Source organism: Streptococcus sp. 27098_8_91 (assembly GCF_041432385.1).
Lineage (GTDB): Bacteria > Bacillota > Bacilli > Lactobacillales > Streptococcaceae > Streptococcus.
In genome coordinates this window covers 124,643-150,237 of the sequence record NZ_JAPVZN010000004.1, presented here as the reverse complement: position 1 = coordinate 150,237, position 25,595 = coordinate 124,643, and the positions used below count along the sequence as shown (strand labels likewise).

Annotated in this window: 30 protein-coding genes and 1 tRNA gene; 6 read left to right on the top strand and 25 right to left on the bottom strand. The window is 38.9% G+C overall.

Features of this window, described 5'->3' with window-relative positions; genetic code table 11:
- The first annotated feature begins 27 nt into the window (after positions 1–27).
- The gene (locus tag O3611_RS05460; protein WP_371608043.1) at positions 28–1,332 is read left to right on the top strand and encodes an HD domain-containing protein; all 1,305 of its coding nucleotides are present in this window, start codon (positions 28–30) and stop codon (positions 1,330–1,332) included.
- 12 nt (positions 1,333–1,344) lie between these two features.
- Positions 1,345–2,151, top strand: a complete 807-nt coding sequence (yidA, locus tag O3611_RS05455) for a sugar-phosphatase (protein ID WP_371608042.1) — start codon at positions 1,345–1,347, stop codon at positions 2,149–2,151.
- A gap of 217 nt (positions 2,152–2,368) precedes the next feature.
- Here yidA and O3611_RS05450 read toward each other — a convergent pair.
- The 6 genes from O3611_RS05450 to O3611_RS05425 form a co-directional block, all read right to left on the bottom strand.
- A tRNA-Arg gene (locus O3611_RS05450) sits at positions 2,369–2,440 on the bottom strand.
- A gap of 42 nt (positions 2,441–2,482) precedes the next feature.
- Complete coding sequence (rplS, locus tag O3611_RS05445; RefSeq protein ID WP_001068669.1) at positions 2,483–2,830, bottom strand: 50S ribosomal protein L19; 348 nt, start codon at positions 2,828–2,830, stop codon at positions 2,483–2,485.
- Positions 2,831–2,948: 118 nt separating this feature from the next.
- Positions 2,949–3,278: a fluoride efflux transporter CrcB gene (gene crcB, locus O3611_RS05440; RefSeq protein ID WP_281334922.1), complete on the bottom strand. Its 330-nt coding sequence runs from the start codon at positions 3,276–3,278 to the stop codon at positions 2,949–2,951.
- Entirely contained in the window at positions 3,272–3,646 is a 375-nt protein-coding gene (gene crcB / locus O3611_RS05435) for a fluoride efflux transporter CrcB (RefSeq protein ID WP_049528198.1), read from the bottom strand. Before crcB (O3611_RS05435) ends, crcB (O3611_RS05440) begins: the two co-directional genes overlap by 7 nt.
- On the bottom strand, positions 3,643–3,909 hold the full coding sequence (locus O3611_RS05430) for a chorismate mutase (RefSeq protein ID WP_371608041.1): 267 nt from the start codon (positions 3,907–3,909) through the stop codon (positions 3,643–3,645). The genes crcB (O3611_RS05435) and O3611_RS05430 overlap by 4 nt, the downstream gene beginning before the upstream one ends.
- A 115-nt stretch (positions 3,910–4,024) precedes the next feature.
- A complete protein-coding gene (locus O3611_RS05425) occupies positions 4,025–4,468 on the bottom strand; it encodes a flavodoxin (protein ID WP_001162134.1) in 444 nt (147 codons plus the stop codon).
- A gap of 103 nt (positions 4,469–4,571) precedes the next feature.
- Between O3611_RS05425 and O3611_RS05420 the strand changes: the two genes are divergently transcribed.
- Together O3611_RS05420 and O3611_RS05415 are read left to right on the top strand one after the other, a co-directional pair.
- The gene (locus O3611_RS05420) at positions 4,572–5,507 is read left to right on the top strand and encodes a bifunctional oligoribonuclease/PAP phosphatase NrnA (RefSeq protein ID WP_371608040.1); all 936 of its coding nucleotides are present in this window, start codon (positions 4,572–4,574) and stop codon (positions 5,505–5,507) included.
- A gap of 96 nt (positions 5,508–5,603) precedes the next feature.
- Positions 5,604–5,846, top strand: coding sequence for a type B 50S ribosomal protein L31 (locus tag O3611_RS05415; RefSeq protein ID WP_000710764.1), 243 nt, complete (start codon positions 5,604–5,606; stop codon positions 5,844–5,846).
- A 45-nt stretch (positions 5,847–5,891) separates the two neighbouring features.
- On the opposite strand, the gene O3611_RS05410 is transcribed toward O3611_RS05415, so the two are convergent.
- The 5 genes from O3611_RS05410 to O3611_RS05390 form a co-directional block, all read right to left on the bottom strand.
- Positions 5,892–6,212, bottom strand: coding sequence for a heavy metal-binding domain-containing protein (locus O3611_RS05410; RefSeq protein WP_315638985.1), 321 nt, complete (start codon positions 6,210–6,212; stop codon positions 5,892–5,894).
- A gap of 342 nt (positions 6,213–6,554) precedes the next feature.
- Positions 6,555–6,830: an HU family DNA-binding protein gene (locus O3611_RS05405; RefSeq protein WP_001284633.1), complete on the bottom strand. Its 276-nt coding sequence runs from the start codon at positions 6,828–6,830 to the stop codon at positions 6,555–6,557.
- Positions 6,831–6,936: 106 nt separating this feature from the next.
- Complete coding sequence (locus tag O3611_RS05400) at positions 6,937–7,773, bottom strand: DegV family protein (RefSeq protein WP_061863182.1); 837 nt, start codon at positions 7,771–7,773, stop codon at positions 6,937–6,939.
- A gap of 182 nt (positions 7,774–7,955) precedes the next feature.
- Complete coding sequence (locus O3611_RS05395; RefSeq protein ID WP_371608039.1) at positions 7,956–9,185, bottom strand: tetratricopeptide repeat protein; 1,230 nt, start codon at positions 9,183–9,185, stop codon at positions 7,956–7,958.
- Positions 9,175–10,338: an AI-2E family transporter gene (locus tag O3611_RS05390; RefSeq protein ID WP_223139852.1), complete on the bottom strand. Its 1,164-nt coding sequence runs from the start codon at positions 10,336–10,338 to the stop codon at positions 9,175–9,177. The genes O3611_RS05395 and O3611_RS05390 overlap by 11 nt, the downstream gene beginning before the upstream one ends.
- 209 nt (positions 10,339–10,547) lie before the next feature.
- Between O3611_RS05390 and O3611_RS05385 the strand changes: the two genes are divergently transcribed.
- Positions 10,548–11,555 carry a lactonase family protein gene (locus O3611_RS05385; protein ID WP_315638981.1) on the top strand — a complete coding sequence of 336 codons (1,008 nt, stop codon included), beginning with the start codon at positions 10,548–10,550 and terminating at the stop codon, positions 11,553–11,555.
- Between the two features lie 41 nt (positions 11,556–11,596).
- On the opposite strand, the gene O3611_RS05380 is transcribed toward O3611_RS05385, so the two are convergent.
- From O3611_RS05380 to O3611_RS05315, 14 genes are all read right to left on the bottom strand, one after another.
- Positions 11,597–12,016 carry a F0F1 ATP synthase subunit epsilon gene (locus O3611_RS05380; protein WP_049503620.1) on the bottom strand — a complete coding sequence of 140 codons (420 nt, stop codon included), beginning with the start codon at positions 12,014–12,016 and terminating at the stop codon, positions 11,597–11,599.
- 10 nt (positions 12,017–12,026) lie between these two features.
- On the bottom strand, positions 12,027–13,433 hold the full coding sequence (gene atpD / locus O3611_RS05375; RefSeq protein ID WP_000094353.1) for a F0F1 ATP synthase subunit beta: 1,407 nt from the start codon (positions 13,431–13,433) through the stop codon (positions 12,027–12,029).
- A gap of 81 nt (positions 13,434–13,514) precedes the next feature.
- Complete coding sequence (locus O3611_RS05370; RefSeq protein ID WP_049549330.1) at positions 13,515–14,393, bottom strand: F0F1 ATP synthase subunit gamma; 879 nt, start codon at positions 14,391–14,393, stop codon at positions 13,515–13,517.
- A 15-nt stretch (positions 14,394–14,408) separates the two neighbouring features.
- A complete protein-coding gene (atpA, locus tag O3611_RS05365) occupies positions 14,409–15,914 on the bottom strand; it encodes a F0F1 ATP synthase subunit alpha (RefSeq protein ID WP_000996628.1) in 1,506 nt (501 codons plus the stop codon).
- Positions 15,915–15,928: 14 nt separating this feature from the next.
- Positions 15,929–16,465, bottom strand: coding sequence for a F0F1 ATP synthase subunit delta (locus O3611_RS05360; RefSeq protein WP_049549329.1), 537 nt, complete (start codon positions 16,463–16,465; stop codon positions 15,929–15,931).
- Positions 16,465–16,959 (bottom strand): F0F1 ATP synthase subunit B, encoded by a 495-nt coding sequence (gene atpF / locus O3611_RS05355; RefSeq protein WP_153224986.1) that lies wholly within the window; start codon positions 16,957–16,959, stop codon positions 16,465–16,467. The genes O3611_RS05360 and atpF overlap by 1 nt, the downstream gene beginning before the upstream one ends.
- 13 nt (positions 16,960–16,972) lie before the next feature.
- Entirely contained in the window at positions 16,973–17,686 is a 714-nt protein-coding gene (atpB, locus tag O3611_RS05350) for a F0F1 ATP synthase subunit A (protein ID WP_153224987.1), read from the bottom strand.
- Positions 17,687–17,720: 34 nt separating this feature from the next.
- Entirely contained in the window at positions 17,721–17,921 is a 201-nt protein-coding gene (locus O3611_RS05345) for a F0F1 ATP synthase subunit C (protein ID WP_001054552.1), read from the bottom strand.
- A gap of 228 nt (positions 17,922–18,149) precedes the next feature.
- On the bottom strand, positions 18,150–18,461 hold the full coding sequence (locus O3611_RS05340; protein WP_153224988.1) for a CHY zinc finger protein: 312 nt from the start codon (positions 18,459–18,461) through the stop codon (positions 18,150–18,152).
- Positions 18,462–18,474: 13 nt separating this feature from the next.
- Positions 18,475–19,761 carry a U32 family peptidase gene (locus tag O3611_RS05335; protein ID WP_006150948.1) on the bottom strand — a complete coding sequence of 429 codons (1,287 nt, stop codon included), beginning with the start codon at positions 19,759–19,761 and terminating at the stop codon, positions 18,475–18,477.
- Between the two features lie 125 nt (positions 19,762–19,886).
- Positions 19,887–22,106, bottom strand: a complete 2,220-nt coding sequence (locus tag O3611_RS05330) for a ComEC/Rec2 family competence protein (RefSeq protein WP_371608038.1) — start codon at positions 22,104–22,106, stop codon at positions 19,887–19,889.
- Positions 22,090–22,731 (bottom strand): helix-hairpin-helix domain-containing protein, encoded by a 642-nt coding sequence (locus O3611_RS05325; protein WP_075231238.1) that lies wholly within the window; start codon positions 22,729–22,731, stop codon positions 22,090–22,092. The genes O3611_RS05330 and O3611_RS05325 overlap by 17 nt, the downstream gene beginning before the upstream one ends.
- Before the next feature lie 65 nt (positions 22,732–22,796).
- Positions 22,797–23,366 (bottom strand): GNAT family N-acetyltransferase, encoded by a 570-nt coding sequence (locus O3611_RS05320; RefSeq protein ID WP_075231239.1) that lies wholly within the window; start codon positions 23,364–23,366, stop codon positions 22,797–22,799.
- A 162-nt stretch (positions 23,367–23,528) separates the two neighbouring features.
- The gene (locus O3611_RS05315; RefSeq protein ID WP_153224990.1) at positions 23,529–24,143 is read right to left on the bottom strand and encodes a hypothetical protein; all 615 of its coding nucleotides are present in this window, start codon (positions 24,141–24,143) and stop codon (positions 23,529–23,531) included.
- Between the two features lie 179 nt (positions 24,144–24,322).
- Here O3611_RS05315 and ald point away from each other — a divergent pair, with 179 nt between their 5' ends.
- Positions 24,323–25,435 (top strand): alanine dehydrogenase, encoded by a 1,113-nt coding sequence (gene ald, locus O3611_RS05310; protein WP_371608037.1) that lies wholly within the window; start codon positions 24,323–24,325, stop codon positions 25,433–25,435.
- The last annotated feature ends 160 nt before the right edge of the window (positions 25,436–25,595 follow it).

Genomic DNA, 25,595 nt, shown 5'->3' with positions numbered 1-25,595 from the left:
ACTGTAGCTTTTTGCTATAATGGTTTTATGAATGAAAAAGTATTTCGTGACCCTGTTCACAATTATATCCATGTTGATAATCAGATTATCTATGACTTAATCAATACCAAAGAATTTCAACGGCTTCGTCGTATCAAGCAGCTCGGAACATCCAGTTATACCTTTCATGGTGGAGAACATAGTCGTTTCTCTCACTGTCTGGGTGTTTACGAGATTGCACGACGCATCACCGAGATTTTTGAGGAAAAGTATCCTAAAGAATGGGATCCTTCGGAGTCCCTCCTAACCATGACTGCAGCACTCCTTCATGACCTAGGACATGGTGCCTATTCGCATACTTTTGAAAATCTCTTTGATACCGATCATGAGGCGATTACGCAGGAAATTATCCAAAGCCCCGAAACAGAGATTCACCAGGTTCTTTTACAGGTAGCTCCAGATTTCCCCAAAAAGGTAGCTAGTGTTATAGACCATACTTATCCAAATAAACAGGTGGTCCAGCTGATTTCGAGTCAAATCGATGCAGATCGCATGGACTATCTCTTACGTGACTCCTATTTTACAGGGGCTTCTTATGGGGAATTTGACCTAACACGTATCTTACGAGTTATTCGCCCTATCGAGAACGGAATTGCCTTTCAACGAAACGGCATGCATGCCATCGAAGACTATGTTCTAAGTCGCTATCAAATGTATATGCAGGTTTATTTCCATCCTGCCACACGTGCTATGGAAGTCCTTCTGCAGAATCTTTTGAAACGTGCTAAAGAACTTTATCCAGACAACAAAGAATTCTTTGCTCGAACTTCTCCTCATCTACTCCCATTTTTCGAAAAGAATGTTAGCTTGGCTGACTATCTGTCCTTGGATGACGGAGTTATGAATACCTATTTCCAACTATGGATGACCAGTTCTGACAAGATTTTAGCTGACCTGTCACAACGCTTTGTCAATCGCAAGGTCTTTAAATCCATCACCTTTTCACAAGAAGATCAAGAACAGCTTGCATCTATGAGAAAACTGGTAGAAGATATCGGCTTTGATCCTGACTATTACACAGCTATTCATAAGAACTTTGACCTTCCTTATGATATCTATCGTCCTGAATCTGAAAATCCACGAACGCAGATTGAGATTATACAAAAAAATGGAGAACTAGCAGAACTCTCTAGCCTGTCTCCTATCGTTCAATCCCTTGCTGGTAGTCGCCACGGAGATAATCGTTTTTATTTTCCGAAAGAAATGTTAGACCAAAACAGCATCTTCGCAAGTATTACCCAGCAATTTCTACACTTGATTGAGAACGATCATTTTACCCCAAATAAAAACTAAAAGAGGAAATTTATGAGTATTAAACTAATCGCTGTCGATATCGACGGAACCCTTGTCAACAGTCAAAAGGAAATCACTCCTGAAGTATTTGCCGCTATTCAAGATGCCAAACAAGCTGGTGTCAAAGTTATGATTGCAACTGGACGTCCTATCGCAGGGGTTGCCAAACTTCTAGATGACTTGAAATTAAGAGATGAAGGTGACTATGTAGTGACCTTCAACGGTGCTCTTGTCCAAGAAACTGCTACTGGCCATGAGATTATCAGCGAATCCTTGACCTATGAGGATTATCTGGATATGGAATTTCTCAGTCGCAAACTCGGTGTCCACATGCATGCTATTACCAAGGATGGCATCTACACAGCCAATCGTAATATAGGAAAATACACTGTTCACGAATCAACCCTTGTCAACATGCCGATTTTCTACCGTACACCTGAAGAAATGGCTGGCAAGGAAATCGTCAAGTGTATGTTTATCGATGAACCAGAGATTCTCGATGCTGCGATTGAAAAGATTCCAGCCGAATTTTACGAACGCTACTCCATCAACAAATCCGCTCCTTTCTACCTCGAACTCCTTAAAAAGAATGTAGATAAGGGTTCAGCCATCACTCACTTGGCTGAAAAACTAGGATTGACCAAAGATGAAACCATGGCTATCGGTGACGAAGAAAATGACCGTGCCATGCTGGAAGTCGTTGGTAACCCTGTTGTCATGGAAAATGGAAATCCAGAAATCAAAAAAATCGCCAAATACATCACTAAATCTAATGACGAATCTGGCGTAGCCCATGCCATTCGAACTTGGGTACTGTAGGAAGATACGGATACATGAAAACCGCTCACCAGAGCGGTTTTTACTATGTTAGAACTCAATTTCCAGTATTGGTTGTACAGTTACTTAAATCTTTATTTTGGTCAAGTTTTGGTCAAAAAATGTAAATATACTATCCTATTTTAAAAAAATAAATTGTGATGATTGCCTATAAATAAACACTTTGAATATTCTTTATGCTTCTTTACGCTTCCCAAAATGCCCCCTGCAGGAATCGAACCTGCAACTACTCCTTAGGAGGGAGTTGTTATATCCATTGAACTAAGGGAGCTAGAGAAAAACTCTGCCGAATAAGCAGAGTTTTTTTGTCGAATTAACGACGGATTTCTTTGATACGAGCTGCTTTACCTTGAAGAGCACGCAAGTAGTACAATTTCGCACGACGTACTTTACCGTAACGAACAACTTCGATCTTCTCAACACGTGGAGTGTGGATTGGGAAGATACGTTCAACACCTACACCGTTAGAGATTTTACGAACTGTGTAGTTTTCTGAGATGCCCGCACCTTTACGTGCAATAACAACACCTTCAAAAATCTGGATACGTTCACGGTTACCTTCGACAACTTTCGCGTGTACACGAACAGTGTCACCAGGACGGAATGATGGGATATCAGTACGAAGTTGACCTTCTGTCAAGCTTTGGATTAATGGATTCATTTTATTCTCCTATCTTTGTCAATCTTGAGGAATCTTCCTCAGCGGATAAACTGTATTTTTGTGCGTCCATTACACACAAGATACAGTTTACCAAATTTCTTAAAAAAAGTAAAGAAATTTACAGTAAAATTCCTAAAAAAATAACAAGCAAACCACCTAAGTAGGTCAAGAGAAAATAACTGTAAAAGACCTTCTTATCAGCCAAGAGTTTTTGGAGTTCATCATTCAAGGTTGAAAAAGTGGTTAGACCTCCACAAAATCCTGTGGCAAGGATAAGATAGACTTCTTTAGACTCCACATGGTTGTAAAATAAGCCAATCAAAAAACAGCCCAGTAGATTAGCTATGAGAGTTCCTAGAGGCAGTACTGAACCCTGATTATAACGTGAAAAGAAATAACGCACAAGAGCACCTAGTCCACAAGCAAGCGCTAGATATAATACTACCATTTCTTCCTCCCTAAACAATAAGCCAATAAAAGACCTCCACCAATGCTTAGAACTAGATAGATTACTAGACTTAGGTAAGAACCTGTATCCAGCAATTTCACGCCATCTAACATGAGGCTTGAAAAAGTCGTTAAACCTCCACAGAAGCCAGTTCCAAGTGCTAAAATGACACCTTTACTGCTACCCTTATAAACTAGATAACCTTTTACTAGATAGACTAAGCAGAAAATTCCTAGATAGTTAGCAAAGAGAGTTCCCCAAGGAAAATCTGGGCTAGCTGGCAACCATCTCGAAATCTGATATCGGACAAGTCCTCCTAGCATGGCAGCTAGAAAGATTCCTAATGGGTAAAATTGTTCTTTTTTCATTTGATGTTTTTATCCTGATAATCGCGCGAACGTTTGAGAATATCTGAAAAAGTCTCAACGATTGTCTCTTCGTATTTTGTATTGCTGACATGACTTCTGACCTTCTCAAAGATAGCTTCTTCTCTTTTAGTATCTAGAATAGCTTTTCCTGAAGCTTTTTTATAAGCAACTACACCCTCAACTAGATGCATTCTTTCTTCTAAGAGTTTTACGATTTGATCATCAATTTGATCGATTTCTTGTCTAATAATATCTAAATCCATAGAGTCTCCTTCTTAATTTGAATCAATTTATAAAAAGCTTCTAAATGGGCTAGTTCATTCCTAGGGACAACTAACAAAAACTGCACTGACAACTTTCATCAGTGCAACTTCATGCTTATCCTACTTTAGCAGCCAATTCTTCTGCAAATTGTTCCAAGCGTTCGATATCTTCTTCTTCTGCAGAGAGGTCCACTTTGACACACTCTGATCCCTTTTCAGCTCCTGTTGCCACAAATACACGATCAAAGTCATCAACAGCTTTACAGAACTCATCGTAGAAAGTATCGCCTGATCCTACCACACCGTAGATTTTGCCACTCAAGTTAAGATCTGCTAGGTCTTCGTAGAAGTCCATCATCTCATCCGGTAACTCTCCATCACCGTAAGTGTAGGTTGCAACGATCGCGATATCTGCTTCAAGAAAGTCAGATGCGTCAACAGTTGTACACTCATCAACATCCACCTCTAAGCCCAATTCACGCAATTTATCTGCTACAATATCTGCAATTTCTTCGGTATTACCGGTCATACTGGCAAATACAATTTTTGCTAATGCCATATCGTCCTCCTCCATTTATCTTTCTCCATTATATCACATCTTTTTCATTTTAAAAATAAAAACTCTTGTGCTACAATGAAATAAGAAAGAATTGAGGTTACTTATGGAAATTTGCCATCAAATTTTAGAAAAAATTAAAGCATATGATACCATTATCATTCACCGTCACATGAAACCAGATCCTGATGCCTTAGGAAGTCAGGTTGGACTCAAAGCACTTCTGGAACACCATTTCCCAGAAAAAAATATCAGGGTAGTCGGTTATGATGAGCCAACCTTAACATGGCTTACAAAGATGGATCAGGTAGAAGACAAGGATTATCAAGGTGCGCTTGCTATCATCTGTGATACAGCAAATACCGCTCGTATCGATGATAAACGTTATACTAATGCTGAAACCATTATTAAAATTGATCACCATCCAAATGACGAAGTCTATGGAGATCTTGTTTGGGTAGATACCAACTCTAGCAGTGCCAGTGAGATGATTGCTCTCTTTGCTGAAGCAACTAACCTAGAATTATCCGACTACGCTGCTAAAATGCTCTGTGCTGGAATTATTGGTGATACCGGCCGTTTCCTTTATCCGTCTACTTCTGCTCGTACCCTTCGAATTGCTAGTAAACTAAGAGAACATAACTTTGACTATGCTGAATTAACACGTAAAATGGACACTATGAGCTTTAAAATTGCTAAACTTCAAGGTTATGTCTATGATCACCTAGAAGTTGATGAAAATGGTGTCGCACGTGTCATACTGACTCAAGAAATTCTAAAAACATATCAAGTAACAGATTCTGAAACAGCAGCCATTGTTGGAGCTCCAGGCCGTATCGATACAGTTAATCTTTGGGGAATATTTGTGGAACAAGCAGATGGCCACTATCGCGTTCGACTTCGCAGTAAATTCGTTCCAATCAATGGTGTTGCAAAAGAACATGATGGTGGAGGTCACCCACTTGCAAGTGGTGCTAACTCCTATAGCCTAGAGGAAAATGAAGTCATCTACCAAAAATTAAAAAACTTACTGAAAAAATAGATAAAAAGCTTGCCAAACTTATCAGAATCTGATAGACTAGTATGGTAACAATCTATGGCTCGCAAAGAGACCATGGCAGAAAGGAAATATTGCAAAATGAAAAAAGATATCCATCCAGAATATCGCCCAGTTGTCTTCATGGACACAACTACTGGTTACCAATTCCTTAGCGGTTCAACAAAACGCTCTAACGAAACTGTTGAGTTCGAAGGCGAAACTTACCCATTGATCCGTGTGGAAATTTCATCAGACTCACACCCATTCTACACTGGACGTCAAAAGTTCACTCAAGCAGATGGACGCGTGGATCGTTTCAACAAAAAATACGGTCTCAAATAATCATAAAAAGAACAGTTCCGACTGTTCTTTTTTTGTTTCTTCAAATTAGGAGTCAACCACAACTGCTGTACCACTACAAGTGACCATTAGCATACCATTTTCAGCACCTAAAGTTTCATAGTCCATTTTTATACCTATAATAGCATTTGCTCCACGTTCACTTGCACGCTCCATCATTTCCGCTAGAGCTTCTTCTCTTGCTTGAGTCAACTCGCCTTCATAACTACCAGCTCGTCCTCCAAAAACATTACGGAAGCCAGCAGCCATATCTTTGAACATATTAACGCCAGCAACCACTTCACCAAAGACGATTCCTTTGTAGGCTAGGATTTTCTTCCCTTCAATTCCCGTAGTTGAAATAATCATCTTCCTTTCCTCCTAACTTCTTTTATTTAATTGTAAACCCTCTCACTAACTCTGTCAAGAAATTCTATAAAGGAATCAGTGGTTGAAAGGAAACTCTTCTCACCATCCTTTTTTGCTATCCATTTAGTGACAATTGTATGGATGGTGGCCTAAATCTTTTCTTTGCAAGTCAAACTTGAGATAGGCTTCTCAGCCTCACTATTCTTACCAATAGTAGAGCTTAAAATCTATGACTGGTATAGAAAATACTGTTCTTTCCTGCCCCTTTTTTGCCCCAAAACTACAAAAAAAGCCTATTGACCAAGCTAGAAAGCTTGATACAATAGGCTTTTTCTAAATTCATTATTTAACAGCGTCTTTAAGAGCTTTACCAGCTTTGAATGCTGGAACTTTTGAAGCTGCGATAGTGATTTCTTTACCAGTTTGCGGGTTGCGACCTTTACGTGCTGCACGCTCACGAACTTCGAAATTACCAAAACCGATCAATTGAACTTTTTCACCAGCTGCAAGGTAATCAGCTACTGCTGCAAATACAGCATCAACTGCTGCTGCTGAGTCTTTCTTTGTCAATTCTGTAGCTTCTGCTACTTTAGCGATCAAATCTTGTTTGTTTGCCATGTTAATAATTCCTCCAAATATTTTCTAATTAACAATTACAATCATATCCTAAATTCTCTTGTAGGTCAAGTCAAAAACGCTATTTCTTGCTATTTTCTTTATTTTTTTAGGACTCGTATCTGACCAAAATAGCCCAAGCATTTTCACCTGTATGGGTCTGGATAATAGAACCTGTTTCAAGTACAGAGATTGGTTTTTCAACGAATGGTTGTAGGATTTCTTTCATCTCTTCTGCCCAGTCCCGAGTTCCAGAATAGGAAATACCAATTTCTGCAACAGAACGCTCTGACAGTTTTGCAACTAGTTCATCCAACCATTTCTTAAAAGTTTTAGCTCCACGTCCTTTAACGATTGGTTGCAATTCATCATCTTTCATCTGCATGACTACTCGGATATTTAATAGAGAGCTTAAAAGACCTGTCACTCGGCCAATACGACCACCTTTAACAAGGTTTTCCAAGGTAGAAACACCAATATAGAGCTCTGTGTTCTTCTTCACTTCTTCAACATGAGCCACAATTGTCTCAATATCTTGTCCTTCTTGAGCTAACTTAGCTGCTTCAACCACTTGAAATTTTAGGGCTTGATCAGTAAAGGAACTATCCAATACGGTCACATTAGCCGTTGACAAACTTGCACCCTGACGAGCTGCTTCGACAGTTCCTGATAAGGCATGAGACATATGAATGGCTAAAATTTGACTACCGTCTTTACTCAACTCATCAAAAATCTCAGCAAAGAGTCCAACAGGAGGTTGACTTGTTTTAGGCAGATTTTTACTCTCTTTCATCAAGCGAAGAAATTCCCCTTCTTCAAGATCAGCATCCGAATAAAGAACACTATCAATCATTACAGAGAGCGGAACGACGGTAATATTTAATTCTTTGACCACTTCTGGTTCAATAGTAACAGAAGAATCTGTTACGATTTTTACTTGTGTCATAATTCAAATCTTTCTATGTTTCACTTTTTGAGTGAGTTTTTTCAATTTAACTATAACAATTATATCAAAAAAAAGCTAAAAATTCATACTGTATCTATTCATTTTTATGATGGAATTTATAGATTTTTAAATCTTTATTTTTATAAAAATAGTCGCCTGCTAAGACGACTACTGTTCATTTATCATAAACGTTCATACAAATCTTGCATTTGTATGTCATCAGGAACCAACTTGAGATAGTGTTGAATCTGTTCTCTTGCTTCTTCAAACCTTCCAAGTTCGCGTAATAGATGAATGTATTGCTCTAAAAACTCAGGATTTTCCTTGAGTTCTGGAACCAATGCCTGATAAGATTCATAGGCAGCATCCAAATCTTCAGTTTCTTGGTAACTCCGTGCAATCATCCACTTAGTCAAGAGATTTTCTGGCTCATATACTTCTAAGGCTAGAATATCCTCATACCGTTCTTGCTCCTGATACATGGTTGCTAGTCGCAAGAGGATTTCTTCTTGGTCTTCCGCATCTTCTTGGGCTTGAAGAAGATAAGCCTCTGCCTGTTCAGGTTGATGCAATTCGTAAGATAATTGTGAAGCAAGGAGTAGTAAACGTGTCTCGAATGGGTTTTTTTCCAAACCTTGTTGAGCAATCAGTAAGGCTTGCTCAGTCTGATGTTCCTTATGTAGAGCCTGACTATAACCATATTCATACCCTTCAAAATCTGGAGATATAGTATCCAGCTGTTTAAAATATAAAACTGCCTTTTGAAATTCCTCTTGATCAAAGTAAAGACTTGCTAATTCAAATGCAGTCTGATCTTCATACTCTAACTCTAAAGCTTTTTCTAAAAACTCTATGGCTGATTCAAACTTTCCAAGTCGAGCATAGGCAGTGCCAATTCGTTGATAGGTCGAAATCCCTGTCTGCTCATATATTTCACGATTATCCAGTTGAGCATAGCCCTTAATCGCTTCTAAATCATTTCCAAGTTCACTATCTAATTCTGCTAGCCCAAAAATCAATAAAGGATCATCAGAGTAATTAAGAGCTTCTAAGAGCTTCTCTCGAGCTACATCCGTCAATCCTTCCATTTGATAGAAATCAGCCTTTAAAACAAGCGCAGATACATAAGAATCGCTATTGGGTTGAATTTCTTCTAGATAGGCAAACGCTTCTTCAATTTGTCCGTCTTCGCTTGCGATACTAGCTAGATTGAGATTAACTTCTGGAAATATTGGAGCTAGTTTTTCATAGATTTGACGAGCTTGTGGATAAAAACCAATACCTTCTAGATAATAAGCCAGTTCCAGAAGAAGATCATCCGAGTCTTCTACCAAGGCTTTTTGAAAATAGTGATCAGCTCTTGTTAAATCTTGCTGATCCAAAGCTTCAAGCATTTCTTGACTATTGCTCACCTTCAACCTCCTCTTCTAACTCATACAGACCACTAACTTTTTTATACCATTCAAAAATCGCTGAAATAACAACTTTTGCTGAAGCATAAACAGGAATTCCTAGTAGGACTCCCCAAACACCAAACATAGAACCAGACGTCAACAAAACAAATAGAATAGTGATTGGATGGATGTTTAATTGACTACCTAAAATCAATGGAGATACAAAACGACCTTCAATTGTCTGCTCTACGATAAAAACGATAATAACTTTCAAGAGCATAACTGGTCCAGCAATTAAACCTAAGACCAGAGCTGGTAGCATGGCAAGGAAACTTCCAAGATAAGGGATAAGATTTAAAACCCCAGCAGTAATTCCAAGAGTCACTGCATATCTCAAACCAATAATCTTAAAGAAGATGATAAACATAATTGCTACGATAACAGCAACAGTAATTTGTCCTCTAACATAGTTAGAAAGTTGTTGGTTCACATCCGTTAGAACCTTACCTACTGGTTCTCTCAATTTATTTGGTAAGAATTGAGTGATATGATCTCTCAAACCTTTTCCATCTCTAAGGAGATAAAAGAGCATAAAGGGCATGATAATCAAAGCAACAATAACTTGTGACGTTCCACTAATAAGAGCACTCACCCAGTTCACAGCTTTTGATGAAATATTACTTGCCCAAGCAGTTGCTTGTGTTGAGAATTGAGCCAGAACCTGTTCTAGTTGAGGTCTAAAGTCATCTGGTAACCGCTTAGTTACAAGATCATCAATAACTCTGTCAGCATCTTCGAGATAATTTGGTACATTTTTCGCAAAAATAACTACTTGACGTTGAAGATTTGGAATCGCAACGGCCAGACCAATAATCAAGAGTATGGCAATAATGACAAAGATAATACTAATGGCTAAGACACGATTTATCTTATACTTCTCCATCAAATCCACCAGTGGATTTAAGAGATAAAAAAGTAATCCTGATAAAATAACAGGCAACATAACCACTGATAAAAAATCAACGACAGGGATAAATAAAAAACTAATCTTACTTAAAATAAAAATATTCAGACCTAGTAACAAGGCTACCAAAAAAACTGTAACAGCCTTATTATCTAAAAACCATTTAAAAAACCAAGATAAATTAAAATGTTTCTCTTTTTGTTCCATATCTACTTCCTTTCCTTTGTCCTTTCATTATACCATTTTTATAGGGAATAAACTGTTTTTAAAGTGTTGAGGTGACGATTGAGAACTTTAACAAAGCGACCTTGCTTTTTACTAATTTTATACTTAGATGTTTCATACTTTTTTCACTATTTTCTTCAGGTCTCCCAATTTATGATATAATAGAAACATCTTTATTTAGAGGTATAGCTATGATTGAAACAATTTATTTCGGAACTTACACACGTCGTTTATCCCAAGGGATTTATCAAGCTGATTTTGATACAGAAACTGGGCAACTATCCAATCTTAAACTATTTGCTGCTGAGCCGAGTCCGACCTATCTTGCATTTGATCAAAAAAATCACCTCTATTCAGTAGGTAGTAAAGACGGGAAAGGTGGTATCGCTGCTTATCAGACTGATGGTACTTTACTAAATCATGTAGTCGAAGAAGGTGCCCCTCACTGTTATGTTGCTGTCGATGAGAAACGTGGCCTAGTATATGGTGCCAACTACCACAAGGGACAAGTTTTGGTCTATAAACGAAAAGAGGATGGCAGTCTTGTATTGACTGACATGGACCAACATAGTGGCCATGGTCCTCATGCAAATCAAACTTCTCCACATGTACACTTTACAGATTTAACACCAGATCAATATTTAGTCACTTGCGACTTAGGTACTGATGAGGTTACTACTTATGATGTCAATCCAGAAGGAAAACTAAATAAGCTAACTACCTACAATTGTAGTCCCGGTGCTGGTGCACGTCACCTTGTTTTTCACAACCACTACAAGATTGCTTATCTCATCTGTGAACTCAATAGTACAATTGAAGTATTGATTTATGATGGTGTTGGTGCATTTGAAAAAATGCAAGTTATTTCTACTCTTCCTGAAGGATTTAATGACTTTAATGGAACTGCTGCCATTCGTCTCTCACAAGATGGAAAATATCTGTATGCATCAAACCGTGGTCACGATTCTATTGTAGTTTACACTATTCTCGCTGATGGTAGTTTAGAATTGTTGGAATTCGTTCCTACAAACGGAAAAACTCCTCGTGACTTTATTCTCTCACCAGACCAAGAATTCCTCATCGCCGTTCACCAGGATTCTGATAATACAACTGTCTTTAAACGTAATCCAGAGACTGGTCGTCTTGCAGAACTTTCCAATGATTTCCACGTTCCCGAAGCGGTTTGCGTCACATTTTAAACATAAAAAATGAACTTGATTTGAGAATCAAGTTCATTTTTTTATAATTTATTTCCGACATTGATTCGGTTAATAGCACGTTGTAATGCAATCTTAGCACGACGCTCTTGGTCAATCAAGTGTTTGTCTTGCGCTTCTTCGATTTCACGTTCTGCACGAAGTTTGGCACGTTCTGCACGGCTAATATCGATATCACGAGCACGCTCAGCTGAGTCTGCAATAATGGTAATGACATCATTAGCAATCTCAATGATTCCTCCGTTTACTGCTATCCAGTTGACATGAGAATCATCATCAATACGTTTGACTTTAACTTCATCAACTGCTAATACCGCAATCATATTTTGATGTCGTGGCAAGATCCCCATCTCACCATCCAGAGTTCGAACCGATACAAAGCTGGCATGGTGATCATAGACGAGGCCATCTGGTGTCACGATCTGGACAGTTAACTGAGCCATAGATCACCTCTTAAAATCCCATTTTTTCAGCCTTAGCAATAACATCTTCGATTGAACCTACTCCACGGAAGGCATCTTCTGGGAGATGATCGTGTTTTCCGTCAAGAATTTCCTTAAATCCACGAACTGTTTCCGCTACTGGAACATAAGAACCTGGTTGACCAGTAAATTGTTCCGCAACGTTGAAGTTTTGTGAAAGGAAGAACTGAATACGACGGGCACGAGCAACCAAAGTCTTTTCTTCATCAGAAAGTTCATCCATACCAAGGATCGCAATGATATCTTGCAACTCATGGTAACGTTGAAGAACACGTTTGACCTCAGCCGCAACTGCGTAGTGTTCTTCTCCAACGATTTCAGGTGCCAAGGCACGTGAACTTGAAGCAAGTGGGTCAACGGCTGGGTAGATACCCAATTGAACCAATTTACGTTCCAAGTTGGTAGTTGAATCCAAGTGAGCGAAGGCTGTTGCTGGCGCTGGGTCAGTATAGTCATCCGCTGGCACGTAGATAGCCTGGATAGAGGTTACAGAACCTTTCTTAGTTGAAGTGATACGTTCTTGCAATTGACCCATTTCAGTTGCGAGTGTTGGCTGGTAACCAACGGCTGAAGGCATACGACCCAAAAGGGCAGATACTTCTGAACCAGCTTGTGTGAAACGGAAGATGTTGTCAATGAAGAGAAGAACGTCTTGGCCTTCAACATCACGGAAGTATTCAGCGATTGTCAAACCAGTAAGAGCAACACGCATACGTGCTCCTGGTGGCTCATTCATCTGACCAAATACCATGGCTGTTTTCTCGATAACGCCTGATTCTTTCATTTCCCAATATAGGTCGTTCCCTTCACGAGTACGTTCCCCAACACCAGTAAATACTGAGATACCACCGTGTTCTTGGGCAATGTTGTGGATCAATTCTTGGATCAAGACTGTCTTACCAACTCCGGCACCACCGAAGAGCCCGACCTTACCACCTTTAAGATATGGGGCAAGAAGGTCGATAACCTTAATCCCTGTTTCGAGGATTTCTGAAGAGGTAGACAACTCATCAAAAGTAGGTGCTTTTTTATGAATTGGCTGGCGCTCTGCGTCTTCTCCAAAAGGAGCTTCCAAGTCAATGGTATCTCCCAAAACGTTGAAGACACGTCCCAAGGTTTCTTTACCTACTGGTACAGAGATTGGACGACCTGTGTCCAATACTTCCATTCCACGAGTCAAACCATCTGTTGATTCCATGGCGATGGTACGAATCATACCATCTCCCAACTCTAAGGCTACTTCAAGGACGATTTTTGTTTTCTTTTCGTCATTTTTGTAGACGACAAGTGCATTGTTAATCTCAGGTAGTTTTTCACCTGCTGCAAACAAAACGTCTACAACGGGTCCGATAACCTGAGCAATTTTACCTGAACTCATCTCCTTCTCCTATTCTATATAAGATACTGTCGGTTCCTAGTTTTGCTAGGTCCTAAGTTCATTGATATGAGCAGGATGGCTTTATTCTAAAGCGCTAGCTCCTGCCACGATTTCTGTGATTTCTTGTGTAATCGCCGCCTGTCTGGCACGGTTATACTGGATTGTCAAATCATTAATCACTTTTTTTGCATTATCAGTCGCTGTTTGCATGGCTGTCATACCGGCAGCATTTTCAGCTGTCTTGGCATCAATAATAGCACCATAAATCATACTTTCTGCAAACTGTGGTAGCAATTGATCCAAGATTTCTTCACGACTTGTTTCAAGGTCAAAGGTCAAGCTATAGTTATCATCTGCTTCATTTGGATCCAAGTCCACGATTGGAAGCATCTGTTCTACACGCATTTGACTTGTCAATGTATTCACGTGGTGGTTGTAGCAAACGTAGAGCTCATCAAAAAGTTCATTTTGATACATTTCAATCGTTTTAGAGATAATCTTACGAACTTCATCAAAACTTGGTTGGCTTGCAAGTCCACGCAATTCATAGATAGGTTGAATACCACGTGATTTGAAGAAATCGGCTCCCATACCACCAATACAGATGACTTCAAAATCATCACCTGAAGGATGGTATTCTTGCTGGATTTCCATGACAGCTTTTAAGATTGAAGAATTATATCCTCCAACGAGACCACGGTCAGATGTAATGACGATATAGCCTGTTTTTTTGACGGGGCGACTGATCAACATTGGATTCGTTGATCCGCCAGCGCCATCTCCGTGAAGGATATCTGTAACCAGTTTACGTACTTTTTGTGCATAAACTTGGAAGTTACGAGCTGCTTCTTCAGAACGACCTAACTTAGCTGCAGAAACCATCTGCATAGCGTTAGTAATTTGACTAGTATTTTTTGTTGAGGCGATTTTTGTTTTAATATCATTTAGAGATACTGCCATCTGACACCTCTATTCTTATTGGAAGCTTGATTGATTGAGAAACTCAGTAATCGCAGCATCCAAGACTGCTTCATCTGGCAAGTCTTTTGTTTCACGAATGGTTTCCAAAATCTCAGGATGTTGAGCATCAAAGAACATATGGAACTCTTCTTCGAAACGAACGATATCGTCTACAGGAATTGTATCCAAGAAACCATGGGTCAAAGCATAGAGAATAGTAACTTGTTTCTCAACAGGTAATGGTTTGTGAACAGGTTGTTTCAATACTTCTACAGTACGACGACCACGGTTCAATTTAGCCTGAGTAGCCGCATCCAAGTCAGAACCAAATTTAGTGAAGGCTTCCAACTCACGGTATGAAGCAAGGTCGATACGGAGTGTACCAGCAACTTTCTTCATGGCCTTAATCTGTGCAGAACCACCAACACGAGATACGGAAGAACCTGCATCAATAGCTGGACGGATACCTGCATTAAAGAGTCCATCGCCAAGGAAGATTTGTCCATCTGTAATAGAGATTACGTTTGTAGCGATATAGGCTGAGATATCTCCGGCTTGTGTCTCGATAAACGGAAGGGCTGTGATAGATCCTCCACCCAATTCATCCGAAACTTTAGCTGAACGTTCAAGTAGACGGCTATGAAGGTAGAAGACATCCCCTGGGAAGGCTTCACGACCTGGCGGACGACGGAGCAAGAGAGAAAGTTCACGATAAGCTACCGCTTGTTTAGATAAGTCATCATAAACGATCAAGACATGCTTACCTTGGTACATAAATTCTTCGGCCATAGCAACCCCTGCATAAGGTGCAAGGAAAAGCAATGGAGAAGGTTGTGAAGCTGACGCTGTCACGACGATTGTGTAATCCAAGGCTCCGTACTGGCGAAGTGTTTCTACTTGTGTACGAACTGTTGATTCTTTTTGACCAATCGCTACATAGATACAAATCATATCTTGACCTTTTTGGTTCAAGATTGCATCGATAGCGATGGTGGTTTTCCCTGTTTGACGGTCACCGATAATCAACTCACGTTGTCCACGACCGATTGGAACAAGGGCATCAATAGCTTTCAAACCAGTTTGCAATGGTTCTGATACTGATTTACGTTGCATTACCCCAGGTGCTGGTGCTTCAACTGGACGAGTCTTGTTTGTGTCGATTGGACCAAGCCCATCTACTGGACGACCAAGTGGATCCACGACACGTCCAATCAAGCTATCACCAACTGGAACTTCCATGATTTTCCCTGTACGACGAATGGTGTCGCCTTCGCGGATATCTGTAAAGTCTCCAAGGATAATAATACCAACATCAGTTGATTCTAAGTTTTGCGCCATACCATAAGAGCCGTTTTCAAAAATCAACAACTCTCCACTCATGGCATTTTCAAGGCCATGAGCACGCGCAATTCCGTCACCGATGTAGGTTACAACACCAGTTTCAGTCACATCAAAATTGGGTTTGAAATTTTCAATTTGTTGCTTAATTAAAGCGCTGATTTCTTGTGCGTTAATTGCCAAAAGAACACCACTTTCTATTTCAAATTTTCCTTAACAACTTTAAGTTGTTGTTTAATACTAACATCAATTGTCTTGTGATTGGCGATAATAACAAAACCACCGATTAAACTATCGTCGATTTCTTCTTTAATGCTACGCACTTTTAAAGACATCTTTTTCTCTATAATTGGAAGCAAACGTTCTTTTTGTTCATCCGTTAAAGGATGAGCAGACATAATCGTTACTTCAAAACGATTCGTTTCTCTCTCAAGACGGTTTAAACAATCTACAATCACATCATAAAAAAGATTTGATCGATGATTGTACAACAGAACTTGAATGAAGTTTTGTAATAATGGCGATGCAGAATCTTGGAAATAACTGACTGTTTTTTCCTTGTCAGACTCATCAACATCTACCTGAGCCAAAAAAGAAGGCAAGTCTGTTTCTTCAGCGACTTGCTTAATCTGGGTCAAGTCTGAGAAGATAGAATCTTCTTCTCCTTTTTCAATCACCAATTGGACAAAAGGCATGCTGTATTTTTCAATTACCTTTACTGTCTTTTTGTCCATTAAGCTTCTCCTAGCTGATCGATATACTGATCAATGAGTTCTTTATGGGCATGACCGTCAAGGTTTTGTGAGATAATTTTTCCAGCTAGACTAACTGTCAAATCTGCTACCTCACCTTTAACGCTTTGTAAAGCCTCAGCTTTGTTTTGCGCAATTTCTTGGTTAGCTTTTTCTTTCAAGCGGCCAGCTTCTAGCTTAGCTTCAGCCAGAATATCTGATTTGCTCTTTTCAGCTGTCTCCTTAGCATTTTCGATGATAGTTTTAGCTTCGCTTCGGCTACCTGCTAATTCATCTTCACGCTTTTGAGCAAGAGTTTCTGCTTTTTGACGAGCTTGTTCAGCACCATCAATATCAGCAGTAATCTTTTCTGCTCGTTCTTCGAAGACACTTGTCAAGTTTGACCATGCGAATTTTTTGACTAAGACGATCAAAAGGATAAAAGAGCCAGCAATTAAAATAAAGTTACCAATCAATTCACCTACTGTTACGTGCATCATTTACTCCTTTCTACTCTTCATCATTAATTTTATTTCCTAGATACATAGAAGACAAGACTGTGAATACATAGGCCTGAACACAGGAAATAAACACAGAAAATGCCGTCCAGACAAGATTGGTAACAAATGCGACTGGATACCAATAAAGTGCCTGATGAGAGAGAGTAATCAGCAAGCTTGCCATCACTTCTCCGGCAAAGATATTCCCGAACACCCGCAAGGCAAGTGATAGGAAATTCGTGACTTCTTCAAGGAGATTCATCGGTGTCATGAAACCTGGGGTTACAAAACCTTTTAGATATTTTTTAACACCGCGACGACGAATTCCTTCAATATGGGTCATCAGGATAATTCCGAATGACAAAGCCAAGTCAAACTGGAGATTTGCTGTTGGCGATGTCCAAAGGTTTGTCCCATCTGTAGTTTGAAGTTTCGCCATCAAACCAAGATTATTTGCGATAACCATAAAAAGAAATAAACACAAGTAAAAGAGTGAGTAATCTTTCATGTACCGTGAACCTACGTTAGGTTCTGTAAATCCGACTACAAAGTCATAGAGATACTCGAGTACATTTTGCTTTCCTTTGGGTTTTACAGTCATATTACGACTTGCCCAATAGATAAAGCTAAAAATAAGTGCCACAGACAACAAAGTCAATGCTGTCAAGGTTAAATCAAAGGTAACAGGACCAATATTGATGGTTGGATTGATACTTTCTTCCATCTAGAATCCTCCCTTTTCCATTTTATACTTCTCTTTATTTGATGATAAATGAAAATACGAGAGTTACAAAGAATGTTCCTTCGATAAAGGCGATCCCCATGATCATCAAACTACGCAATTGTGGGATGATATCTGGTTGGCGTGCTGCAGATTTGAACAAACCGTTCATCAAAAATCCTTCTGCAAGAGATACACCCATACAGGCAAGACATAGACCGAAAAATGTTAAATTCATGACGAATTCTCCTTTTTTAAATAAATTTACTTCCCTAGTTTAGTCCTAAAATTTGCTTTTGTCAACTTTTTACTAGCATTGAAAGCGTTTCTAATCATTTATTTCTATTTTTACGATTTTCAAGTCAATTTTATAGAAAATTTTAATGTCTTTTCAGATTGTTTTCCTTATCTTTCCTGTTTTTCTGAAAACAAAAATCCAAGTTTTACAACCTGGATTTATCGTTTCTTATTTAAAATAATAGGAATGGTGACTCTGGCAAGCTGGATTAAAGAGTGCTGCACAATAAGGACAGCTCCCCTTTTCTCTATACTCCTCATAAGTTAGTGTCTTCTTACAGGAACCACATAAGATGGGTTTATCCTGTTTAAGTCTTAAAGGGTAGGGAGAAAATGTGTGTGTTTCTAATGCATTGTGGCATTGATAACAAGCATAGTATTTCTGACACTCATAACACTGGAGCGCAACGATATCTTTGTCAGTATGATAATGAACACATCTGCTTTCATCATCTACCAGTAATCCCTGAGCTTGAACCATGATTTTCCCTTATCTAGGCACGAACAGTAACGCTTGTTCCATCTTCTTTGTAAAGATTGATCAAGCCTTCTTTCAAAGCACGCACCATATCACCTGCTTGTACTGGTTGAGGAACCTTGATGGTCAAGAGTTCCATTGGGTTTGGTGCACGGTCGATTTTATTTCCTTTTGAATCATGAAGGTCTTCGATGTAGGTTTCAAAATGACGGAAACCTGGACCGTAAAACTCAACTTGGTCACCTTCGTTGATAACGTTACGTTGGCGAATAGTTGCTGTTTGTGTTGCATCATCATAAGCTACTACTTCAGCAACAAACTTGTATTCTGGAATCTTACGACGAGCACCAAACAATTGTTCATTTTCAGATGGTGTCCCGTAGTAGAAACCTGTAGCCAATTCACGTTGGGCAACCTTCCACATTTCATCAATCAAGTCTTGCTTGATAGCTTCAAACTTTTCAGGACTTTCAAGGTAGGCATCAACCGCAGCCTTGTAGCAGTTTGTCACCGTTGAAACATAGTGGATAGACTTCATACGACCTTCAATCTTCAAACTATCCACACCATTTTCAATCATATCTGGAATATGGTCAATCATCGACATATCAACCGCAGACATAGAGAATTCTTCAGGAATTTCTCCCTTGAGACTCTTACGTTCTTTACCAAATGGCATATCGTAAAGGTCATATTTCCAACGGCAAGATTGTGAACATCCACCACGGTTGGCGTCACGCATACTCATATGGTTAGAAAGGGTACAACGACCAGAGTATGAAATACACATCGCACCATGTACGAAGGCTTCAATCTCTACGTCTGTACGTTTGCGAATTTCTGCCAATTCTTCCATAGAAACCTCACGCGCCAAAACAACGCGAGTCAATCCAAGTTCTTTCCAGAATTCAAGAGTTTCATAGTTGGTCGCACTAGCTTGTGTTGAAAGGTGAATTTCAAGTCCTGGTGCTTCTGTTGCTGCAATCATGATTAAGGCAGGGTCAGAAACGATAACAGCTGCAATTCCAATATCACGCAACTTACGGAACCATTCTCCGGCACCTTCTTCATTTCCTTCGTGCATAACCATATTAGCAGCCACATATACCTTAGCTCCATACTTAGCCGCGAACTGAACTCCTTCTTCCATTTGTTCGAAAGTGAAGTTACCAGCACGGCTACGTAGACCATAGGCCTGACCACCGATAAAGACAGCATCTGCTCCGTATTGAACAGCTACTTTTAGTTTTTCAAGAGTTCCTGCAGGTGATAGAACCTCAGGACGTTTCAAAGTTTTTGTCATTTTTTCTCCTATTTGCAATATAAAAGTTTGACACCAATCTTAACTATTTTATAGTAAACAGGATTCAAAATCAAGCCTTGAATGATTGTTTAGACAATTTTAATGTTTAGTTGTCTCTGAAAACATTATTGAACAGTTTCAACATTCCAAGTAGTCCAGCCTTTAAAACGTATAGCACCCTTTTTATCAGTTTTTAATACCAAATTCTCAAGTTCTTTATCTTCTTGGTTATTCTCCCCATTTTTAAGTTTAAATGATTTTTTCTTGTCTATTGAAATGACTGTGATTTTAGCTTGTAAAGTTTTGAAGACCTCACCATCTGTCTTTTTCTTCGATGCTTGCTGATGAGTTATTACTACATCTGCTTGGAGTTTTGAGGAATGACTCGTCAAGAACTTTTCCTCTGTATTTCCAGTAACTAGAAAGGTTTGGTTTAGTAACTTTCCATACATTGTAATTGAATCACTTTTATCCTTATTTTGAGTTGCGATTACTTCCAAATTACTCCCAAAAATAGGTAACTGCTGTCCAGTTTTGATGGCAACTATCTTGACTTTGCTCTCCTTCAACTTATCCATAAATTCTCTCTTAGATAAAGTTTCTTCAGTTACTAGAATCTCTCCAAGATTGAAGGCTTTACTAATTTCTAACACATGATCTAGTTGCTTAGGTTCACTTTTCGTTAAAACAAGCTGATCAATCTTGGCCACTCCTCGACTTTTCAGATAAGGGATTAAACTACGTTTGGCATTGCTGGTAATAGCTTTCTCCTGCCAGACTTCTTTCTTTTCAACTGCTAGCTTTTCACCAACATCCAGTAGTATGGTCTTCCCTGACATGTCTCTTAGGAAAATGCTTCGCCCCTGTTCCATATCTAGGACTGTGATTTCATTTTCTAGTGGATGCTTGGTTACTAAAAAGAGTGAGCTGGCAACTATGACAAGCATAGATATTTTTTTCAAATTCTTTCGATAGTCGTAGATGAGAGCTAAAGAAATCAAAAGAAGGATTAAAATCCAAAGACTCGGCTGACCAAAAACAAGAGGCCTCGTAGATAGCTGAGAAATATAGCGTATGATGTTTTCTAGCCATTCAAATAGAAAGTTGAACTGGGTGATGGGATATATAAATGACAGACAGAAGAGAATCGATAAAAGTGGCAATAGGAACATGTCAAACAAGAATGAAAAGACAAATGTCAAGAGAATGGACCATGGTTGAAATTCTGAAAAATAAAAAGATAGAATTGGCAGAATTCCCAAGGAAATAATACAACTCTCTCTAATCAAACCTTTTATCCCTGCTACTTCCTCACCAGTCATTGTCAGAATAAAGGCATACGCACAGGAAAGAACTCCCCCAGCAGTTAAGAAAAAGTTCGGTATGATTAAAAATAGAATAAGAATCGTTAAAGCAAAATTATCCAGTGACTTAAAGCCATGCTGAGCCAATAGCTTTTGTAGAAGACTACGAATAACTGAAGCTGAAAATCCTGTCAAGCCTGCATAAAACAAAGAAAAGGGATAAGTTAGCCATTTGAACTTCTCTTGTGTCAAGCCCAATCGCAAGAGTGACTTTTTAAAAGCATCCATGAAAAATCCCACTTGCATTCCAGATAAAGCAAACAGGTGAATAATCCCTAGACTGGAATAAAGTTCGTTCATTTCCTCAAAGTCTGTATCTAAGTGTCCCAATAAAAGACCTGTCATATAGTTGCGCATGGGGTCAGGAAAATTCCGTTTAATCCAGACAACTGCTTTTCTTCGCAAACTAGATAGATTTTCTCCAATATCCCAACTGGAAATTTGCTTTAATTCCACAATTTCGGATATGGTTAAGGTCTGATAAATTCCTTGCGTTTTGAGATAGTTTCGATAATCAAAACCCGCAAAATTACTGGCTCCTTGAGGACTAGCTAACTTGCCTTTCACAACCATTTCATGCAGATCAGACAACTCTTGATATTTTTCCTTTTCAGCTTCTGACTGGAGTTTATAATAAACCTGAAAGAGTCTGCCCTCAGCCTTGCCACGAAAAGATAAGCTATCTCCATTTACTTTGATGGTATCCGGTAATATTCGCACTGTATCAACCGTGTCTACAAGATTCCGATTGGCTTCTTCTTGCTGCCATTTTTGAAAAATAAACCAACTCCCAAATATGCTGCAAATCAAGAGGACCTTGGTTACCGTCTTCCATGGAAATTGGAAAAAGAGGCAAACTAGTAAAAAGACAAAGCCCAAAAGTGCTAAGAAATTTGCTGAAAAGATTGCATAATAGAGCCATAGCAAAAGAAAACTAAGATAGATTTTTGGAATTGGAAAGCGACTAATCCACTGTAACATACTCTTTTAACTTTTCTATCGTTTTTGCACCAATACCAGAAACCTTTTTGAGCTCATCAACTGACTTAAACTTACCGTTGGAATCACGATGGTCAATAATATCTTGAGCACGTTTAGCACCTAAGCCTTTGACTTGTTTCAGTTCCTCTAAACTGGCTTTATTGAGATTGACTTTCTTATTTTCCTTGCTGTTAGAAGCATTTGATTGTGTTGCTTGACTGGTAGCTTCTTCCTTAGTTGGAACATAGACAAGTGCTTCGTCACTAATTTTCTGAGCAAGATTGATAGATTTATTGTCTGCATTATCTGTCAGTCCACCAGCTTTTTGAACAGCATCATTGATACGACTTCCAACTGGCAAATCATAAATCCCTGGTGTTTTGACAGCCCCTTTGACATCGACAGTAATCAGATCTTGCTCCACCACTTCTTCCTTCTGATTTCCATCTTCCTTTTCATCCGTCGAATCCTTTGGAACAGCTATAACTTCAGACTGCAAATTACTTTCCTTAGCAGGTGTTTGAGCGACTGGTTTTAGGAGGAAAAATCCACCCAAGACCAAACCCAAACTAACACAGATAACGATAATTTTATATTCTTTGATTTTCTCAATAAGTTCTTCCATATTTTCTCCTCTCTTAGCTTATTCGTAAGAGAAAGAAAAAACAGCTGAAAAATCTTTTCAACTGCTTACTTATTTGCAAAATAATCCTCCTTGGTTAAAATGTAATGTACACGTGTTACAATTCGTCCTGGTTCTTTATAGTCCATTCTAGCATATGGTTCTTCGTGGGAGAAGTGCATACCTGATTTCTCCATGACTTTTCCTGACGCAGGATTATCCTTATCGTGAAGGGCCGTCAACTTATTCATCCCAATCTTTTCAAAAGCCAGTTCAATTACAGCTCTGTTGGCTTCTGTCGTCAAACCTTGATTCCAATATTTTTGATGGATAATATAACCAATGGCTGCCTTCTTAAGAACAGTGTCCATCTTGTGCAGGTCAATAGTTCCGATAAACTCTCCAGTACTTTTTAGTTCAATTCCCCATCGCCCCAAGGGATTGGCTAGATAAAACTGGGCAATATTATTCTTGGTTTCCTCTAAACTTTGATTGGTTGGAAAAGTATAGCGTGTATTTTCTATATCTGAGGCATACTCAAACATAGCTTCTGCATCATCGAGCGTTACTGGTCTAAGCACTAAGCGTTCTGTTTCGATAATTGGATGCTTAGCTAGTTTGATAAATAGTGATTCCATGATTACACCTCCGAAAATAGGTTGCTAAAAGAATAGCATAAAAGAAATAGGTTTACAAGTTTTTCATGTGGATAATGAAAAAAACACTTCTTTCAAAGATATTTTCTAATTATAAAAATGTTACTCTCTTAGTTTCATTCATAAACTTCCAATTATTGTTACCTATTTTCCAAATAAATCTTTAGTAATTAAGGGTAATCCTCCAAAACCTATAAAGCCTGTGTTCCTATCGTCAAAATAACCTTCACGAAATAAAACTATTCCACCACTACCAACCACATTTTCAATATACTCGCTATTTTCAGCTATTATCTTTGAAAAACCTGACTGTAAAAAAGTTGTAACTTCAAGTCCCTCTGGCAACAATAATAAATGAGCCGTTTGTTTTGCTAGCAAGATTGAAACAATATCTGGAACAGACTCTCTACCTAATATTTGAATTCCACCAAAAAATTTCACTTTATGATTTTTCGTAATCATAATCTCATCAGAATAAATTGAATTTCTAACTTCTAGGTGTTGCTTTTTTAGCAATTTCCAAAGTTTATAATATTGGGATATTCTAGTATTATCATTAAAGTAATCATCTCCTAATACTAAATATAGATTAAATTTATTTTTAGTTGAATAATCATATAATTGCGAAATCAAATACTGTAAATACTCCTCCCTTCTTCTATAGTCACCAATAATCTCCCATCGTCCCGCATAGATATTAAATGCGGATGTAAAGTGAATAAGAGAAGAATCTATATTGGCATCTTCATAAATAATCACGCAGCTTGTCCCTCACTAAATTAAGTTTATTTTCTAAAAGCTTAACAAAAAATACAATACAAATCAATAATTTCCCTTGCCTTTTAAAACGGTTTCATATACAATAAAGTCATCACAAAAACTCTGACGAATGATGTGATACATAAATTGAAACAGCTTAATAGAAAGTGAGTTATCCTATGTTAATTGGAATTCCAAAGGAAATTAAAAATAATGAAAATCGTGTTGCTTTGACACCTGCTGGTGTACAGAGTCTTGTTGGTCGTGGTCACCGAGTCCTCATCGAAACAAATGCAGGTCTTGGATCTGGCTTTGCTGATACTGACTATGAAAAGCAAGGAGCAGAAATTGTCGCAACTGCTGCTGAAGCCTGGGCAGCAGAATTAGTGGTCAAAGTAAAAGAACCCCTTGCTAGTGAGTACCAGTTCTTGCGTGAGGATTTACTTCTTTTCACCTACTTACACATGGCTGCTGCTCCAGAATTGGCTGATGCTATGCTTGCAGCTAAAACAACTGGTGTTGCTTATGAGACAGTCCGTGATACTCAAGGACAACTCCCACTTCTTGTTCCAATGAGTGAGGTAGCTGGTCGTATGGCAGTCCAAATCGGAGCCCACTTCTTGACGAAACAAGCTGGCGGTTCAGGAGTTCTACTCGGTGGTGTCCCTGGTGTTCCTAAAGGAAAAGTAACCATTATCGGTGGTGGTGTCGTTGGTACACACGCAGCTCGCATTGCGCTAGGTTTGGGAGCTCAAGTAACCATTCTTGATATCAGCGCTAAACGCCTCTCAGTCCTTGAAGACGTCTTTGGTCACCAAATCCAAACTTTGATGTCTAACCCATTTAATATCGAAGCAAGTGTGCGTGAAGCAGACGTTGTGATCGGTGCTGTCTTGATTCCTGGTGCCAAGGCACCAAAATTGGTAACAGATGAAATGGTCAAACAAATGCGTCCTGGTTCTGTCATCGTCGACGTTGCTGTAGACCAAGGTGGTGTTATTGCAACAGCTGACCGTGTGACAACTCATGATGAACCTGTCTATGAAAAACATGGTGTTCTTCACTATGCGGTTGCCAACATTCCTGGAGCTGTTGCTCGCACATCTACCATCGCCCTTACAAATGTGACTCTTCCTTATATCGAAGCCTTGGCAGGGAAAGGATTTAAGAAAGCTATCCTTGAAGACGCAGGCTTGCTTGAAGGTGTAACAACCTATCAAGGATACCTCACTAGCCAACCAGTTGCAGAAGGCTTGGATCGTGACTTCACTTCAATCAGTGAACTTGTCTAAAACAATTTATAAATTAAAACTACAAAAATAAGAAGCTACATAAAAACTAGCTTCTAAATCTCAAAAACGAGCATTTCCGTTCTTGGAGATGCTCGTTTTCTCATGTCATGGTTTATAATTTAAATTTTGATAGACTCTATTTTCTAATCAATGTGATCAA

Bases quoted from the DNA above. Each gene is read 5' to 3' on its own strand.
- O3611_RS05460 (WP_371608043.1), top strand. From the start codon at position 28: ATGAATGAAAAAGTATTTCGTGACCCTGTTCACAATTATATCCATGTT.
- yidA (WP_371608042.1), top strand. From the start codon at position 1,345: ATGAGTATTAAACTAATCGCTGTCGATATCGACGGAACCCTTGTCAAC.
- rplS (WP_001068669.1), bottom strand. From the start codon at position 2,830: ATGAATCCATTAATCCAAAGCTTGACAGAAGGTCAACTTCGTACTGAT.
- crcB (WP_281334922.1), bottom strand. From the start codon at position 3,278: ATGGTAGTATTATATCTAGCGCTTGCTTGTGGACTAGGTGCTCTTGTG.
- crcB (WP_049528198.1), bottom strand. From the start codon at position 3,646: ATGAAAAAAGAACAATTTTACCCATTAGGAATCTTTCTAGCTGCCATG.
- O3611_RS05430 (WP_371608041.1), bottom strand. From the start codon at position 3,909: ATGGATTTAGATATTATTAGACAAGAAATCGATCAAATTGATGATCAA.
- O3611_RS05425 (WP_001162134.1), bottom strand. From the start codon at position 4,468: ATGGCATTAGCAAAAATTGTATTTGCCAGTATGACCGGTAATACCGAA.
- O3611_RS05420 (WP_371608040.1), top strand. From the start codon at position 4,572: ATGGAAATTTGCCATCAAATTTTAGAAAAAATTAAAGCATATGATACC.
- O3611_RS05415 (WP_000710764.1), top strand. From the start codon at position 5,604: ATGAAAAAAGATATCCATCCAGAATATCGCCCAGTTGTCTTCATGGAC.
- O3611_RS05410 (WP_315638985.1), bottom strand. From the start codon at position 6,212: ATGATTATTTCAACTACGGGAATTGAAGGGAAGAAAATCCTAGCCTAC.
- O3611_RS05405 (WP_001284633.1), bottom strand. From the start codon at position 6,830: ATGGCAAACAAACAAGATTTGATCGCTAAAGTAGCAGAAGCTACAGAA.
- O3611_RS05400 (WP_061863182.1), bottom strand. From the start codon at position 7,773: ATGACACAAGTAAAAATCGTAACAGATTCTTCTGTTACTATTGAACCA.
- O3611_RS05390 (WP_223139852.1), bottom strand. From the start codon at position 10,338: ATGGAACAAAAAGAGAAACATTTTAATTTATCTTGGTTTTTTAAATGG.
- O3611_RS05385 (WP_315638981.1), top strand. From the start codon at position 10,548: ATGATTGAAACAATTTATTTCGGAACTTACACACGTCGTTTATCCCAA.
- O3611_RS05380 (WP_049503620.1), bottom strand. From the start codon at position 12,016: ATGGCTCAGTTAACTGTCCAGATCGTGACACCAGATGGCCTCGTCTAT.
- atpD (WP_000094353.1), bottom strand. From the start codon at position 13,433: ATGAGTTCAGGTAAAATTGCTCAGGTTATCGGACCCGTTGTAGACGTT.
- O3611_RS05370 (WP_049549330.1), bottom strand. From the start codon at position 14,393: ATGGCAGTATCTCTAAATGATATTAAAACAAAAATCGCCTCAACAAAA.
- O3611_RS05360 (WP_049549329.1), bottom strand. From the start codon at position 16,465: ATGGACAAAAAGACAGTAAAGGTAATTGAAAAATACAGCATGCCTTTT.
- atpF (WP_153224986.1), bottom strand. From the start codon at position 16,959: ATGCACGTAACAGTAGGTGAATTGATTGGTAACTTTATTTTAATTGCT.
- atpB (WP_153224987.1), bottom strand. From the start codon at position 17,686: ATGGAAGAAAGTATCAATCCAACCATCAATATTGGTCCTGTTACCTTT.
- O3611_RS05345 (WP_001054552.1), bottom strand. From the start codon at position 17,921: ATGAATTTAACATTTTTCGGTCTATGTCTTGCCTGTATGGGTGTATCT.
- O3611_RS05340 (WP_153224988.1), bottom strand. From the start codon at position 18,461: ATGGTTCAAGCTCAGGGATTACTGGTAGATGATGAAAGCAGATGTGTT.
- O3611_RS05335 (WP_006150948.1), bottom strand. From the start codon at position 19,761: ATGACAAAAACTTTGAAACGTCCTGAGGTTCTATCACCTGCAGGAACT.
- O3611_RS05330 (WP_371608038.1), bottom strand. From the start codon at position 22,106: ATGTTACAGTGGATTAGTCGCTTTCCAATTCCAAAAATCTATCTTAGT.
- O3611_RS05325 (WP_075231238.1), bottom strand. From the start codon at position 22,731: ATGGAAGAACTTATTGAGAAAATCAAAGAATATAAAATTATCGTTATC.
- O3611_RS05320 (WP_075231239.1), bottom strand. From the start codon at position 23,366: ATGGAATCACTATTTATCAAACTAGCTAAGCATCCAATTATCGAAACA.
- ald (WP_371608037.1), top strand. From the start codon at position 24,323: ATGTTAATTGGAATTCCAAAGGAAATTAAAAATAATGAAAATCGTGTT.